Below are 13,202 nucleotides of genomic sequence, written 5' to 3' on the forward strand. Positions count from 1 at the left end.
CCAGATGCCGGCCCAGCCGGCCGCCGAGGGCCCCGACCGGGAAGGACGCTGAATTGTGACCGTAACCGTCCTGGCCGGGGCCTCCGGCTTCCTCGGCTCGGCACTGGCCCACGCCCTGACCGAAGAGGGCCACACGATCCGCCAACTGGTGCGCCGCCCCGCCCGCAGCGCCGACGAGGTGCAGTGGGATCCCGACGCGGGCGTCCTGCCGCAGGCTGCCCTGGAGGATGCCAGCGCCGTGGTGAACCTGGGCGGGGCGGGCATGGGCGATCGTCGTTGGAACGCCCGCTACCGGCGGCTGATCATCACCTCCCGGGTGCATGGCACGGCACTACTGGCCAACGCCCTCGCCGAGCGCGCGCGCGGTGGGGAACGGGTCCGGTTCCTGCAGGCCTCCGCGGTGGGCTACTACGGCGACGGTGGAGAGCAGGAACTCACCGAGGACTCCCCCAACGGGGAGGGATTCGTGCCGAGCGTGTGCCAGGCGTGGGAGGCAGCGGCGGGCCCGGCGGTGCGGGCCGGGGTACCGGTCGCGTTCCTGCGCACGGGGCTGGTGCTGGACCCCGCCGCAGGAGCGCTGGCCCGAATGATGCCGCTGCTGCGCCTCGGACTCGCCGGACCGTTGGGCTCGGGACGCCAGTGGTGGGCATGGATCACCCGCGCCGACCATGTCCGGGCGATGGTGCACCTGCTGCGCTCGGAGGTGACCGGACCGGTGAACGTGTCCGCGCCCACGCCCGAACGCAACAAGGACGTCACGACGACGCTGGCCCGCCATCTCGGCCGGCCGGCGTTCGTCCCGGCACCAGCCTTCGGGATCCGGTTGGTGCTGGGTGAGTTCGCCCGCGAGATCACAGCATCGCAGCGGATGGTACCCCGCGTCCTGGTCGCCGACGGATTCACGTTCACCGCTCCCACGATCGACCTCGCTGCCGAGCAACTGCTGGGCTGATCAGCACCGGCCCACCTGCGCCACCTGCCAACCGTCGCTCCCGGCTCGCAGATCCAAGACCACGCAGGTGCGTTCGGCGCCGACGGTGGCGGTGCCCTCCGGCGTGGTGAGCCTGTGCTCGCGCGTGTGCAGAACCGCCCGCACCGACGCCGATGCCACACCTTCGTCGTCGGCCGGTACCGACCACGGGCTCGAGGCGTCCCCGGCTTCCTGCGCCCCGGCACCCCCGGTCGCGGGTGTGGTGATCTCCTCGGCACGGACCACCTCGGTCGCCAGCCCCGTCACCTGCACGTCTCCCTCATCCAGCGCCTCGGCCAGGGCCGAGTCCTGGGCGGCTGCGGGCGACCCGGGGATGGTCAGCCTGGTGAGGGCGCGGGAATCGGCGGTGTTCAGGGCCTCGTCCCGTGCCAGCGTCAGCGCCCGGACGGCCGCGACCGGATCGCCCGCTGCCTCGACACGATCGATGCGCTCGCCGGGACGTGCCGCCTCTTGTGTGGTCGTGGACATACCGATGGGGGTGACCGTCTCCTCCGCATCCGCCCCGGGCAGGGTTGTGGTGCGCGGCAGCATCCAGACCAGGCCCAAGGCCAGCACGACGGCGAGCAGCACGGCGACCACCACCCGGCGGCTATCGGGATCGGCCCGGTGGCGCGGTCGGTGATCGTGTCTGCGGCGGGTCACGTCTCGCTGGGCATGCTCCCGCACGCTCACGCCGGCCAGGGAACGCAGGTCCGGGACGCTGACGGGTGTGGCGGGATAGCTGCCCAGGGTCGCGAGGAGCTCCTGCGCGGTGCAGCGCTGGTGCGGCTCGGCGGCCAATGCCGGGGCGAGCCGTTCCCGCACATGGGTCTGGTGGTGCTCGGGCACCAGCCAGGCCACCAGCCTGGCCAGGGCATAGACGTCGGCCGCCGCGGTCGGTACCTCGCCCCGGTCCTGTTCCGGGGCGGCGAACCCCCCGGTCCCGATCTCTCGGGAGGGTTCCCCGGCCAGATCCACCAGGACGGCTCCCTCCCCGGGGTTCAGCACCACGTTGGCCGGGGAGACATCACCGTGGATGATCCCGGCTTCGTGCAGCGCCACCAGCGCCGAGGCGAGTTGTGCACCGATGCCGGTGGCTTCGTCCACACCGAGGCCACCCCGCCCCACTCGCAGGGTGGCCAGTGTGGGTCCTGGGACGGCCTCGGTGACCAGGGCTGCCTGCGCAGGCCCGGTGCTGATGACTTCCCGCAATCTGACCAGATGCGGGTGCTCTACCCCGGCCAGCCGTTCCAACCGGTCCAGCCGGCGGCGGTGCCGCTCGGGAGGTACCTGCGCCAGCATCCGTACGGCCACTGCCTCCCCGCCGTCATCGCGTGCCAGCCAGGTGGCGCCGTCGGCGCCGAAGCCGATCGGGCCGTTCATCCGATAGCCGGGGACCTGCATGCTGCTCAGGCAACCACAATCGGTGCCGTCCCCGTTCCGGTTGTCCACAAGTAGTGAGCGGACCTCACTCGCGCCGCGCCCGGCCGGGCTCCGCGGAGCACTAGGCTGGGGGCATCATGGCCAAGAAAGACGCATCCGATAAGACGCCAAAGGTGAAGAAGCGGCGCTGGTACCACCAGCTCTGGGAGATCTTCACGATGGTTCGCAAGGCGCGGCCGTCGATCACCTGGTGGATCCTGCTGATCATCGTGGGCGGCACCGCCGTCGGCGCCGTCCTGGGGCAGTTGATCGGATTCCCGATCTACGTCCCCGTGCTGGTGTTCCCCTTCACCCTGCTCGGGGCGATGTTCCTACTCTCCAGATGGGCCGAGTCGGTGGCCTACGAGCGGATCGAGGGCCGGCCCGGCGCGACCGGCTCCGCGCTCGGCACCATCCGTCGTGGCTGGAACATCGAGGAGGAGCCGATCGCGGTGGATCCGCGCAGCCAGGACCTGGTCTTCCGCGCCGTGGGCCGTCCCGGTGTGGTGCTGATCGGTGAGGGCCCGCCGCACCGGCTGAAGCGGTTGCTCGAGGCCGAGCGACGCAAGGTGGCCCGGGTGCTGCCGAACGTTCCGATCATCCTGCTGCAGTGCGGCCGAGAGGAGGGCCAGGTCCCGCTGCCCAAGATCGCCAAGGCGGTCCAGCGGCAGAAGCCGAAACTGACCAAGGTCGAGGTGGCGGAGGTGTCCAAGCGGCTGCGGGCATTGCGCTCTGGCCGCCTGCCCATCCCGAAAGGCGTCGACATCACCAAGATGCGCCCGGACCGCAAGGGAATGCGGGGCAGATAAGATCGCGCAGGCAACCGGGATCACCAGCGAGGCGACTCCTCCTCGTCGGTCCTGGCGCGCTACCTGCCCTGACTGCGCTTGCGAGACGGCCGCTGCACCTCCTGCGGTCGCGGACCTGTTGGCTGCGACCTCAGCGCAACGTCACGATGTGGGTGCCGGACCAGCGTTCGTGCAAGCCACGGCCGTGCGCATCGGTGATGATCGGCGGGAACAACAGGCACAGGGCCACCGTGCGGATCAGGGCGCGCCGGAATCCGGGCGTGGTCCCCTGCTCGGTCCGGGTGGCCACGCCCACGAGTCGGTGCCCGATCGTGGTGCCCAGGGTGGCCTGCAGCACCCACGTGGTGACGGCGAAAATCGCCAGGTTCGCCAACGGATCCGCTGCGAAGAACACCAGTGCTACGGCCATCGAGGCGAACCAGTCCACCAGGATCGCCAGCACTCGACGGCCCCAGAAGTTCCGTGCCTGGGGTTCCAGGCTCGCAGGCTCAGTAGGCTCACTCGTCACCGCTCCACGGTAGTACGAGCCGCCGGCTACCTCCCTCCCCTCCCCGGACACGGCAGTCCGACGCAAGCAACCTCAACACTGCGCCTGCTATACCTAAACACCGCACCATGTGAATATAATGCCCAAGCCATAACACTCGCATTGCCGCAAAGCACCCCGTATGGGTCTCATCAATCAAGGAGAAGCCCGCATGTTCAGCAGCGCTGAAGAAGCCATCGCCTTCACCAAGGACGAAGGCGTGGAGTTCGTCGACGTCCGGTTCTGCGACCTGCCGGGGGTGATGCAGCACTTCAACATCCCGGTGGAAGCGTTCGAGGAGGGCGCCTTCTCCGATGGCCTGATGTTCGACGGGTCCTCCATCCGTGGGTTCCAGGCCATCCATGAGTCCGATATGAAACTGGTCCCGGATGTCTCCAGCGCGTTCGTGGACCCGTTCCGGACGCACAAGACCCTGGTTGTCAACTTCTCCATCGTGGACCCGTTCACCGATGAGCCCTACTCCCGCGATCCCCGCAACGTCGCCGCAAAGGCCGAGGCCTTCCTGAACTCCACCGGAATCGCCGACACGGTCTTCTTCGGGCCGGAGGCGGAGTTCTACCTGTTCGATGACATCCGCTACGGCACCACCCAGCACTCGGGCTTTTATCACATCGACTCGGTCGAAGCGGCATGGAACACCGGTCGCGAGGAGGATGGTGGCAACCTCGGCTATAAGACGCGCTACAAGGGCGGGTACTTCCCGGTGCCGCCGAACGACCAGTTCGCCGACCTGCGTGACTCCATGGTCTCGATGCTCCGCGAGGTCGGGTTGGTGCCCGAACGCGCCCACCACGAGGTCGGCACCGCCGGGCAGCAGGAGATCAACTACCAGTTCAACACGCTGCGTGCTGCAGCCGATGACCTGATGAAGTTCAAGTACATCGTCAAGAACGTCGCCTGGCACAACGGTAAGTCCGCGACGTTCATGCCCAAGCCTCTGTATGGGGACAACGGGTCCGGTATGCACTCCCATCAGTCGCTGTGGAAGGACGGCGAGCCGCTGTTCTTCGACGAACAGGGATACGGCGGCCTGTCGGACACCGCCCGCTGGTACATCGGCGGGCTCCTGTCTCACGCACCGTCGTTGGTGGCCTTTACCAACCCGTCCACGAACTCCTTCCGCCGCCTGGTCCCCGGCTTCGAGGCGCCGGTGAACCTGGTCTACTCGGCCCGCAACCGCTCGGCCTGCATCCGCATCCCGATCACGGGTAGCTCCCCGAAGTCCAAGCGCGTGGAGTTCCGCGTGCCCGATCCCTCAGCGAACCCGTACCTGGCGTTCTCGGCAATGCTGATGGCCGGTCTGGACGGCATCCGCAACCGCATCGAACCCCCCGAGCCCATCGACAAGGACCTGTACGAACTGCCTCCCGAGGAGCACAATGCGATCGCCCAGGTTCCAGCCTCCTTGGAGGGCGCCCTCGCCGCACTGGCCGATGATCACGACTACCTCACCGAGGGCGATGTCTTCACCCCGGACCTGATCGAGACCTGGATCGAATACAAGCGCACCGAGGAGATCGATTCGCTGCGCCAGCGCCCCCACCCGCACGAGTTCGCCCTGTATTACGACCTGTGAGGAGTGAGCGCAGCGAGCCCCGCAAACAGGTCGCGACCAAGCGCCACCTGTGAGGAGTGAGCGCAGCGAGCCCCGCAAACAGGTCGTGACCAAGCACCACCTGTGAGGAGTGCGCGCAGCGAGCCCGCTGCCTTACCGCGCGCGAGGCGGTGACCCGGCCCATCATGGGGTGGGAGCACCCATGGGAGGTCGGCGATGCCAGAGCACAGAACCTACGACGTCATCGTGATCGGGGCCGGCCCGGTCGGTGAGAACGCCGCCGACCGGGCCGGCCGGTCCGGCTTGAGCGTAGCCGTGGTGGAACATGAGTTGGTCGGCGGCGAGTGCTCCTACTGGGCGTGCATGCCGTCAAAGGCGCTGCTCCGACCGGGCGCGGCGCTGGCGGCTGCCCGGTCCGTGCCCGGGGCCACTGAGGCGATCACCGGCGGGGTGGACGTGCGGGCAGCACTGGCCGGCCGTGATGAGTTCACCCAGCACTGGGACGATGCGGCACAGGTGCAGTGGCTCGCCGATGCCGGGCTGGACCTGGTCCGGGGGCACGGCAGCATCGCCGGGGTCCGCCGGGTCCGGGTCGACGGGAGCGGTGGTGCGGACGACCTCATCCTGCAGGCCAACGACGCCGTCGTAGTAGCCACCGGCTCCGGTCCCGTCGTCCCGGACGTCCCGGGCCTGCGGAGCGCCGGCCCGTGGACGAATCGGGAAGTCACCGAACTGCGCGAGGTGCCCGACTCCGTGGCGGTGATCGGTGGTGGCGTGGTCGCCACCGAGATGGCGACCGCGCTGGCGGATCTGGGTTGCCAGGTCACGATGCTGGTGCGGGGCGGCCGGCTGCTGTCCGGTACCGAGCCGTTCGCCGGCGCAGCCGTCGCGGAGAGCCTGGACGCCATGGGTGTGCAGGTGCATCTGAATACCTCCGTGACCGGTGTGCACAGAACCGACGACGGCGTGCTGCTGGATACCGATGCCGCCGGGCGGGTCCGGGCTGCTGAGGTCCTCGTAGCCACGGGGCGCCGGCCGCGCACCGGTGGCCTGGGCCTGGACAGCATCGGGTGGGCCGAGCACGAGACACTGGCCACCGATGAGACCGGGCGGGTCAGCGGCGTCGAGGGCGACTGGTTGTACGCCGCCGGGGACGTCACCGGCGCCACACACACCACCCACCAGGGCAAGTACGTCGCCCGGGTGGTCGGAGACGTGATCGCCCACCGGTTCGGTGCTGCCGAGCCCAGCGGCGCCGGCTCCGACGGCGAGCCGGACGCTCCATGGAGCCCGCTGCGGGTCAGATCCACCGGAGCAGGGGAGCCCCAGGTGATCTTCACCCGCCCGGAGGTGGCCTGCGTGGGCTACACCGAGGAACAGGCGCAGCGAGCAGGCTTGACCACTGAGGTGGTGACGGTGGGTATGGACCAGGTCGCCGGGGCGTCCCTGGCGGGTGCGAGCCAGGGTGCAAGCAGCGGTGCTGCCTGCCTGGTGATCGAACCGGAGCGCCGAGTGGTGGTGGGCGCGACATTTGTGGGCCCGGCTGCGTCCGAACTCCTACACGCCGCCACCGTCGCCGTGGTGGGACAGGTGGGGCTGGATCGGCTATGGCATGCGGTGCCCGCCTTCCCCACGATCAGCGAGGTGTGGCTGCGGCTCCTGGAGGAATACGGGCTCTGACCGCGACGGCGGCCGGCTCAGCCGAAGAAGAGGCGCTCCACCACGGTGCGGCATCGCCGGGAGGCGCGTAGCCAATCGGCTTCCAGGTCCGTCGCGTGACCAGGGCTGTATCCCATCAATCGAGAGGCAACGGTCAGCTCCTCACCAGCGGGAAACACGTCGACCCGCTGCAGGTTCGGCCGGCCAGTGGCCAGTACGTTCGCGTTGCGCAGGCGTGAGGCCAACTCCCAGGCCTCACGCATCCTGACTTCATCGCCCGGGCTGATCAGGTCCGCGTCCCGGGCGGCCCGCAACGGCCCGAGCGTCTCGGTCTCGCGCAGGCCCGATACCGCGTGGCCGTGCTGGAGTTGGAACAACTGCACCGTCCACTCCACGTCGGACAGGCCACCGCGGCCCAGTTTCAGGTGGTGGGCGGAGGAGACCCCCCGGGGCATTCGCTCATCCTCCACCCGGGCCTTGATCCGGCGCAGTTCGCGCACCTCGGACCCATCCAGGCCTCCCTCGGGATAGCGCAACGGGTCGATCATGTCGGCGAAGGATCGCGCGAGCTCGCTGTTGCCTGCCACCGGGCGGGCGCGCAGCAGCGCCTGGCGCTCCCACCCCTGGGCCCAGCGCTGGTAGTACTCGGCGTAGGAGGACAGTGTGCGCACCATCGGCCCGTTCTTGCCCTCCGGGCGCAACGCGGCGTCGACCGGTAGTGCTGGTTCGGACGCGGTGGAACCGAGCAGGCTGCGGACGCGACCGGCAACGGTCAGGGCCCACTTCTGGGCCAACTGCTCGTCGACGCCCGGGTGCGGCTCGTGGACGAACAGTACATCGGCATCGGAGGCATACCCCACCTCCTGGCCACCGAGGCGGCCCATCGCCACGATGAGGAACTCGCCAGGGTCGGTATCCAGGCCCATCTGCGGTGCGGTTTCCTGTGTGGCGATCCGTAGTGCACCTCGAAGGGCGAGATCCGCCGCGGGTGCGATGATCTCACTCATCGCCTCTACTCGTACGCCGTGCAACACGTCCGCGATCGCGCCCCGGGTCAGTTCCCGCCGACGGATGTAACGCACCGTTCTGGTGGCGCCCTCCGGGTCCTCCCGTCGCTGCAGCATCGCGTCCAGGCTCTGCCAGAGCGACTCCAGTGAACGGGGGCGTAACTCGCCGTCGTCGCCCAGCCAGGCCACCGAGTCGGGTGAGCGGATCAGATTCGCGGCCACGTACTTACTACCCGAGAGCAACTGGGCCAGGCGCTTACCGGCCACGCCGGAATCGCGCAGCATCTTCAGGTACCAGTGGGTGGCACCCAGTTCCTCGGAGAGTTTCCGGAAGGACAACAATCCCTGGTCCGGATCGGCGCCCTCGGCAAACCAGCCCAGCAGCACCGGCAGCAGTTGCCGCTGGATCTTGGCACGACGGGAGTACCCGGTGGACAACGCGGCAATGTGCCGTAGCGCACCGGCAGGGTCGCGGTAACCGATCGCCGCCAGGCGGGCCGCGGCCGACTCCGGTGAGAGCCCTGCCTCATCGGCCGACAGCCGTGCTGTGGCCGGAAGCAGCGGCCGGTAGAACAACTCCTTGTGCAGTGCTCGCACCCGTACCCGCGTGGTGCGCCATCGCTCGGTCAACTCCTCCACCCCGGTGCCGCCGTGTCCCAGCGACCGGGCCAGCCGGCGCAGGTCCTCCTCCGCGGTGGGAAACAGGTGTGTTCGCCGCATTCGGTGCAACTGGATCCGGTGCTCCAGGAGCCGGAGGAAGCGGTAACACTCCCCCAGTTCCACAGCGTGGTCGCGGCCCACGTACCCAGCCGCGGACAATTCGGCCAACGCCTCCAGGGTGTTGGCCGAGCGCAGGTCGGGATCCAGACGCCCGTGCACCAACTGCAGCAACTGGACGGTGAACTCCACGTCCCGCAGTCCCCCGCGGCCCAGCTTGATCTGCCGGTCCGCCTCCGCGGCAGGCACGTGCTCCTCCACCCGGCGACGCATCGCCTGGGAATCCTCCACGAAGTTCTCCCGGTTCACCGCCTCCCACACCATCGGTGCCAGGGCCTCGACGTACGCCCGGCCCAGTTCGGCATCCCCGGCCGCCGGGCGTGCCTTGAGCAGGGCCTGGAATTCCCAGGTCTTCGCCCACCGTTCGTAGTAGGTCACGTGCGAGGCCAGCGTGCGCACCAGCGGCCCGTTCCTACCCTCCGGCCGCAGGGCGGCATCAACCTCCCACAGCGGTGGCTCCTTCGCCGGCCGCGAGCACATCTTCGCCAGCGCGGCGGCAAGTTTGGTGCCGACCCGCACCGCGTCGTCCTCGGTGCGGTCCCCGGCCGGTTCCACCACGTAGATCACATCGACGTCGGAGACGTAGTTGAGTTCGCGCCCCCCGGACTTACCCATTCCCAGCACCGCGAGGCGGACATCGCGGGCCTGGTCCCCCAGTTCGGCCCGGGCCAGCGCCAGCGCGCCTTCCAACGCGGCAGCGGCCAGGTCGCTCAATGCCGCTGACACCTGGGGCTGCAGGGCCTCGGGATCCGGCGCGGTCAGGTCCTCGGACGCGATCAGCATGAGTTCGCGCCGGTAGGCACGCCGCCAGGAATCCAGTGCCCCCTCCCCCGGGCTGGCCCCCACGGGGACCGCATCGTCGGGGTCGGCGCCGGCTGCGGTGAGCAGTCGCCGTCGGACCCGCTCTGCGGGCATCTGCAATCTCTCACCGGCGCCGCTGAGCATCTGCACCGCCACCGGGTGCGCCACCAGCCAGTCCCCCAGTGCCGCCGACCCACCCAGCACGGCGAGTAATCGCGATCGCACCGGCGCTGCCTCCGAGAGCAGCTCATACAACGGTTCTCGCTCGGCCGCCGCATCGACCAACCGCACCAGAGTGAGCAGGGCGAGGTCCGGATCCGCCACCCTGCCCAGGTCGGCCACCAAATCAGCCGGGGCGTCGCCGGCTGCGGAAGGATCCACGCCACACTCCAGCAGCGGTGCCAGTACCGGGTCTGCGAACAATTGCCGGGCACGCCCGATATCGGTGAACCCTGCACGCGCCAGCAGCCGCGTGGGCGACTCCGTGCGCATCACATCTCCTTATCCACCGGGGCAGGCGACCGGTCCCGTGGCGATGGCGCCGACGAGCCGATCCTGCCCCCGGTCAGATCAGCCCGATCCGGGACAACTCGAACGGGCTGACCTGAGCCCGGTAGGCATCCCACTCGTGGTACTTGTTCTCCAGGAAGTACTGGAACACCGACTCCCCGAGTGTGTCGGCCACCAGTTCGGAGGACTCCATCACCCGGCAGGCCTGCTCCAGGCTGCCCGGCAGCGGATCGATCCCGAGGGCCCGGCGTTCCCCGTCGGACAGGGCCCAGACGTTGTCCTCGGCCTCCTCGGGCAGTTCGTACTTCTCCTGTACCCCCTTCAGGCCCGCGCGCAACAGCACCGCGAAGGCCAGGTAGGGGTTGGCGGCGGCGTCCAGGCCGCGGTACTCGGCTCGCACCGACTGGCCCTTGAGGGGTTTGTACATCGGCACCCGCACCAGCGCCGAGCGATTGTTGTGACCCCAACAGACATAGCTGGGCGCCTCGCGGCCACCCCAGAGGCGCTTGTAGGAGTTCACGAACTGGTTGGTCACCGCCGCGATCTCGTGACTGTGCCGCAGCAGTCCGGCCATGAAGGAGCGCGCGGTGGGTGAGAGCTGGTACTCGGCCCCCGGGGCGTGAAAGGCGTTCACATCGTCCTCGAACAAGGACAGGTGGGTATGCATCCCGGAACCGGGCTCGCCCTGAAGCGGCTTGGGCATGAAGGTGGCCTGGAAATCTCGTTCCAGGGCCAGTTCCTTCACCAGGGTCCGAAACGTCATGATGTTGTCCGCCGTGGACAGGGCATCGGCATAGCGAAGGTCGATCTCGTTCTGGCCCGGGCCGGCCTCGTGGTGGGAGAACTCCACCGAGATGCCCATGGACTCCAGCAGCGAGATCGCCTCGCGTCTGAAGTCGTGCCCCTTCTGGCCGCGCGCCACGTGGTCGAAGTACCCGGCAGTATCCACCGGAACCAGCGGGGCGGTCTCGTCCTCGTTCAGGTGGAACAGGTAGAACTCGATCTCGGGGTGGGTGTAGAAGGTGAATCCGTCCTCGGCGGCCACGCCCAGAGCGCGCTTGAGGACAGCGCGTGGGTCGGCCGGCGCCGGCTCCCCCTCCGGGGTAAGGATGTCGCAGAAGATCCGTGCGGTGTGCGGGCTGTCCCTGCCGGGAAGCAACTGGAAGGTCGAGGCATCCGGCCTGGCCAGCATGTCCGATTCGGAGATCCGGGCCAGGCCCTGGATCGAACTGCCATCGAATCCGATGCCCTCGCTGAAGGCGTTCTCCAACTCCGCCGGCGCGATCGCCACCGACTTCAACGTGCCCAACACGTCGGTGAACCACAACCTGATGAAGCGGACGTCTCGTTCTTCCACCACCCGCAGGACATGCTCGGCTTGCTGGTCCATCGTTTGGGCACCTCCACTCGGATCGGGCCGCCCGCCCGGGTTGGCCACCGTGCGGGTTTACATCATGGCAGGTCATCGCGGGTTCATGCGTTCTACGATGGGCCGCATGAATGCTCTACGCGTCGCTATGGCCCAGGTCAATCCGACTGTGGGGGACCTGGACGGCAACGCCGCCCTCGTGCGCGCCCACACCGCCACGGCCGCCCGCCAGGGCGCCACCGTGGTGGTCTTCGGGGAGATGGCCCTGACGGGTTACCCGATCGAGGACCTGGCGCTGCGCACGTCCTTTCGCGAGGCTGCCCAGGCCGGCGCGGCCGAGCTGGCCCGGGACCTGCGGGCCGACGGTTTGGGCGAGGTCGCCGTCGTCGTCGGGTCCCTGGGCTCCGCCCCCGACGGCCGGCCTACGAACACCGCCCTGGTGCTGCAACACGGCGGGATCGAGTACACCTACACCAAGCAGCATCTACCCAACTACGGGGTGTTCGATGAGTACCGCATCTTCGCACCCGGGACGCAGGCGGGGACCATCCGGGTCGGTGCGCACCGGCTCGGTCTGGCGATCTGTGAGGACATCTGGCGCGACGGCAACGTCATCGAGGACCTGGCCGGAGCGGACCTGGCCGGGTTGCTGGTGCTCAACGGCTCCCCGTACGAACGGGGCAAGACCGATCAGCGCGCCGAACTGGTGGGCCGGCGAGCCGATGAACTCGGCTGCCCGGTGGTCTACGTCAACCTGATCGGCGGCCAGGACGACCTGGTCTTCGACGGCGGCTCCTTCGCTGTGGACGCCGGTGGACAGGTCCTGTCCCGGGCCTCGATGTTCCGTGAGGAGGTCGTGACCGTGGAGCTGGCCGGGGGTCCGGGGCAGGCTGTGGCGCCCGCGGGTTCGGACCCGGATCAGATGTACCAGGCTCTCGTGCTCGGCCTGGGTGATTACGCGCGCAAGAACAACTTCGCCTCGGTGGTGCTGGGCCTGTCCGGCGGCATCGATTCGGCACTCGTGGCCGCGATCGCAGCCGATGCACTCGGCCCTGAGGCGGTGGTGGGGATCTCGATGCCCTCGGCCTACTCCTCGGAGCACTCCCGCGACGACGCCGCCGACCTGGCCCGGCGGTTGGGCATGCCGGAGCAGAACTTCCGCACGGTTGGCATCGCCGACCTCTTCGATGCCTTCCAGGCTCAACTGCGCCTGGAGGGGGTGGCCGAGGAGAACCTGCAGGCCCGCATTCGGGGTTTGATCCTGATGGCAGTGTCCAACAGCGAGCATCACCTGGTACTCGCGCCGGGGAACAAGAGCGAGCTCGCGGTGGGCTACTCCACCATCTACGGCGACGCGGTGGGCGGGTACGCGCCGATCAAGGACGTATCGAAGTCGCGGGTGTGGGAACTGGCCCGCTACCGCAACGAACGTGCCCGCCGGGACGGGCAGGTGGAACCGATCCCGGAGAACACCATCACCAAGGAGCCCTCCGCCGAATTGCGCCCCGATCAGCGCGACACCGACTCCCTGCCCGACTACGCCGTCCTCGACGCGGTGCTGGAAGCGTATGTGGAACGGAACCAGAGCCGTGCCCAACTCGCGCAGGAGGGATTCGCGGTCGAGGTGGTCGATCTGGTGGTCGATCTGGTGGACCAGGCGGAGTGGAAGCGCCGCCAGTATCCCCTGGGACCGAAGGTGACCTCGATGGCCTTCGGCCGGGACCGACGGTTGCCCGTCACCGGCGGCTTCCGGGAGCAAGCACCCCGGTAGGCTGG

General features: G+C 68.9%; 9 protein-coding genes. 5 read left to right on the forward strand and 4 right to left on the reverse strand.

Annotated features, from left to right (window positions below; translation table 11 throughout):
• Nucleotides 1-55 precede the first annotated feature (55 nt).
• Nucleotides 56-952, forward strand: coding sequence for a TIGR01777 family oxidoreductase (locus ACO0LU_RS09750; RefSeq protein WP_424791163.1), 897 nt, complete (start codon nucleotides 56-58; stop codon nucleotides 950-952).
• On the opposite strand, the gene ACO0LU_RS09755 is transcribed toward ACO0LU_RS09750, so the two are convergent.
• Nucleotides 953-2,353, reverse strand: coding sequence for a serine/threonine-protein kinase (locus ACO0LU_RS09755; RefSeq protein ID WP_424791164.1), 1,401 nt, complete (start codon nucleotides 2,351-2,353; stop codon nucleotides 953-955).
• A gap of 137 nt (nucleotides 2,354-2,490) precedes the next feature.
• Between ACO0LU_RS09755 and ACO0LU_RS09760 the strand changes: the two genes are divergently transcribed.
• Nucleotides 2,491-3,201: a DUF4191 domain-containing protein gene (locus tag ACO0LU_RS09760; RefSeq protein WP_424791165.1), complete on the forward strand. Its 711-nt coding sequence runs from the start codon at nucleotides 2,491-2,493 to the stop codon at nucleotides 3,199-3,201.
• A 130-nt stretch (nucleotides 3,202-3,331) separates the two neighbouring features.
• On the opposite strand, the gene ACO0LU_RS09765 is transcribed toward ACO0LU_RS09760, so the two are convergent.
• Complete coding sequence (locus ACO0LU_RS09765) at nucleotides 3,332-3,709, reverse strand: RDD family protein (protein ID WP_424791166.1); 378 nt, start codon at nucleotides 3,707-3,709, stop codon at nucleotides 3,332-3,334.
• 190 nt (nucleotides 3,710-3,899) lie between these two features.
• On the opposite strand from ACO0LU_RS09765, the gene glnA (ACO0LU_RS09770) reads away from it, so the two are divergent.
• On the forward strand, nucleotides 3,900-5,324 hold the full coding sequence (glnA, locus tag ACO0LU_RS09770; RefSeq protein ID WP_424791167.1) for a type I glutamate--ammonia ligase: 1,425 nt from the start codon (nucleotides 3,900-3,902) through the stop codon (nucleotides 5,322-5,324).
• 195 nt (nucleotides 5,325-5,519) lie between these two features.
• Complete coding sequence (locus tag ACO0LU_RS09775; protein WP_424791168.1) at nucleotides 5,520-6,983, forward strand: dihydrolipoyl dehydrogenase family protein; 1,464 nt, start codon at nucleotides 5,520-5,522, stop codon at nucleotides 6,981-6,983.
• Between the two features lie 17 nt (nucleotides 6,984-7,000).
• Here ACO0LU_RS09775 and ACO0LU_RS09780 read toward each other — a convergent pair whose 3' ends face one another.
• Both ACO0LU_RS09780 and glnA (ACO0LU_RS09785) read right to left on the reverse strand, forming a co-directional pair.
• Nucleotides 7,001-10,039, reverse strand: coding sequence for a bifunctional [glutamine synthetase] adenylyltransferase/[glutamine synthetase]-adenylyl-L-tyrosine phosphorylase (locus ACO0LU_RS09780; protein WP_424791169.1), 3,039 nt, complete (start codon nucleotides 10,037-10,039; stop codon nucleotides 7,001-7,003).
• A 73-nt stretch (nucleotides 10,040-10,112) separates the two neighbouring features.
• On the reverse strand, nucleotides 10,113-11,447 hold the full coding sequence (glnA, locus tag ACO0LU_RS09785; protein ID WP_424791170.1) for a type I glutamate--ammonia ligase: 1,335 nt from the start codon (nucleotides 11,445-11,447) through the stop codon (nucleotides 10,113-10,115).
• 106 nt (nucleotides 11,448-11,553) lie between these two features.
• On the opposite strand from glnA (ACO0LU_RS09785), the gene ACO0LU_RS09790 reads away from it, so the two are divergent.
• On the forward strand, nucleotides 11,554-13,197 hold the full coding sequence (locus ACO0LU_RS09790) for an NAD+ synthase (protein WP_424791171.1): 1,644 nt from the start codon (nucleotides 11,554-11,556) through the stop codon (nucleotides 13,195-13,197).
• The last annotated feature ends 5 nt before the right edge of the window (nucleotides 13,198-13,202 follow it).

This window comes from Pseudactinotalea sp. Z1748, assembly GCF_049725185.1.
Classification (GTDB): domain Bacteria; phylum Actinomycetota; class Actinomycetes; order Actinomycetales; family Beutenbergiaceae; genus CALKWS01.

Bases quoted from the DNA above. Each gene is read 5' to 3' on its own strand.
- ACO0LU_RS09755 (WP_424791164.1), bottom strand. From the start codon at position 2,353: ATGAACGGCCCGATCGGCTTCGGCGCCGACGGCGCCACCTGGCTGGCA.
- ACO0LU_RS09760 (WP_424791165.1), top strand. From the start codon at position 2,491: ATGGCCAAGAAAGACGCATCCGATAAGACGCCAAAGGTGAAGAAGCGG.
- glnA (WP_424791167.1), top strand. From the start codon at position 3,900: ATGTTCAGCAGCGCTGAAGAAGCCATCGCCTTCACCAAGGACGAAGGC.
- ACO0LU_RS09775 (WP_424791168.1), top strand. From the start codon at position 5,520: ATGCCAGAGCACAGAACCTACGACGTCATCGTGATCGGGGCCGGCCCG.
- ACO0LU_RS09780 (WP_424791169.1), bottom strand. From the start codon at position 10,039: ATGCGCACGGAGTCGCCCACGCGGCTGCTGGCGCGTGCAGGGTTCACC.
- glnA (WP_424791170.1), bottom strand. From the start codon at position 11,447: ATGGACCAGCAAGCCGAGCATGTCCTGCGGGTGGTGGAAGAACGAGAC.
- ACO0LU_RS09790 (WP_424791171.1), top strand. From the start codon at position 11,554: ATGAATGCTCTACGCGTCGCTATGGCCCAGGTCAATCCGACTGTGGGG.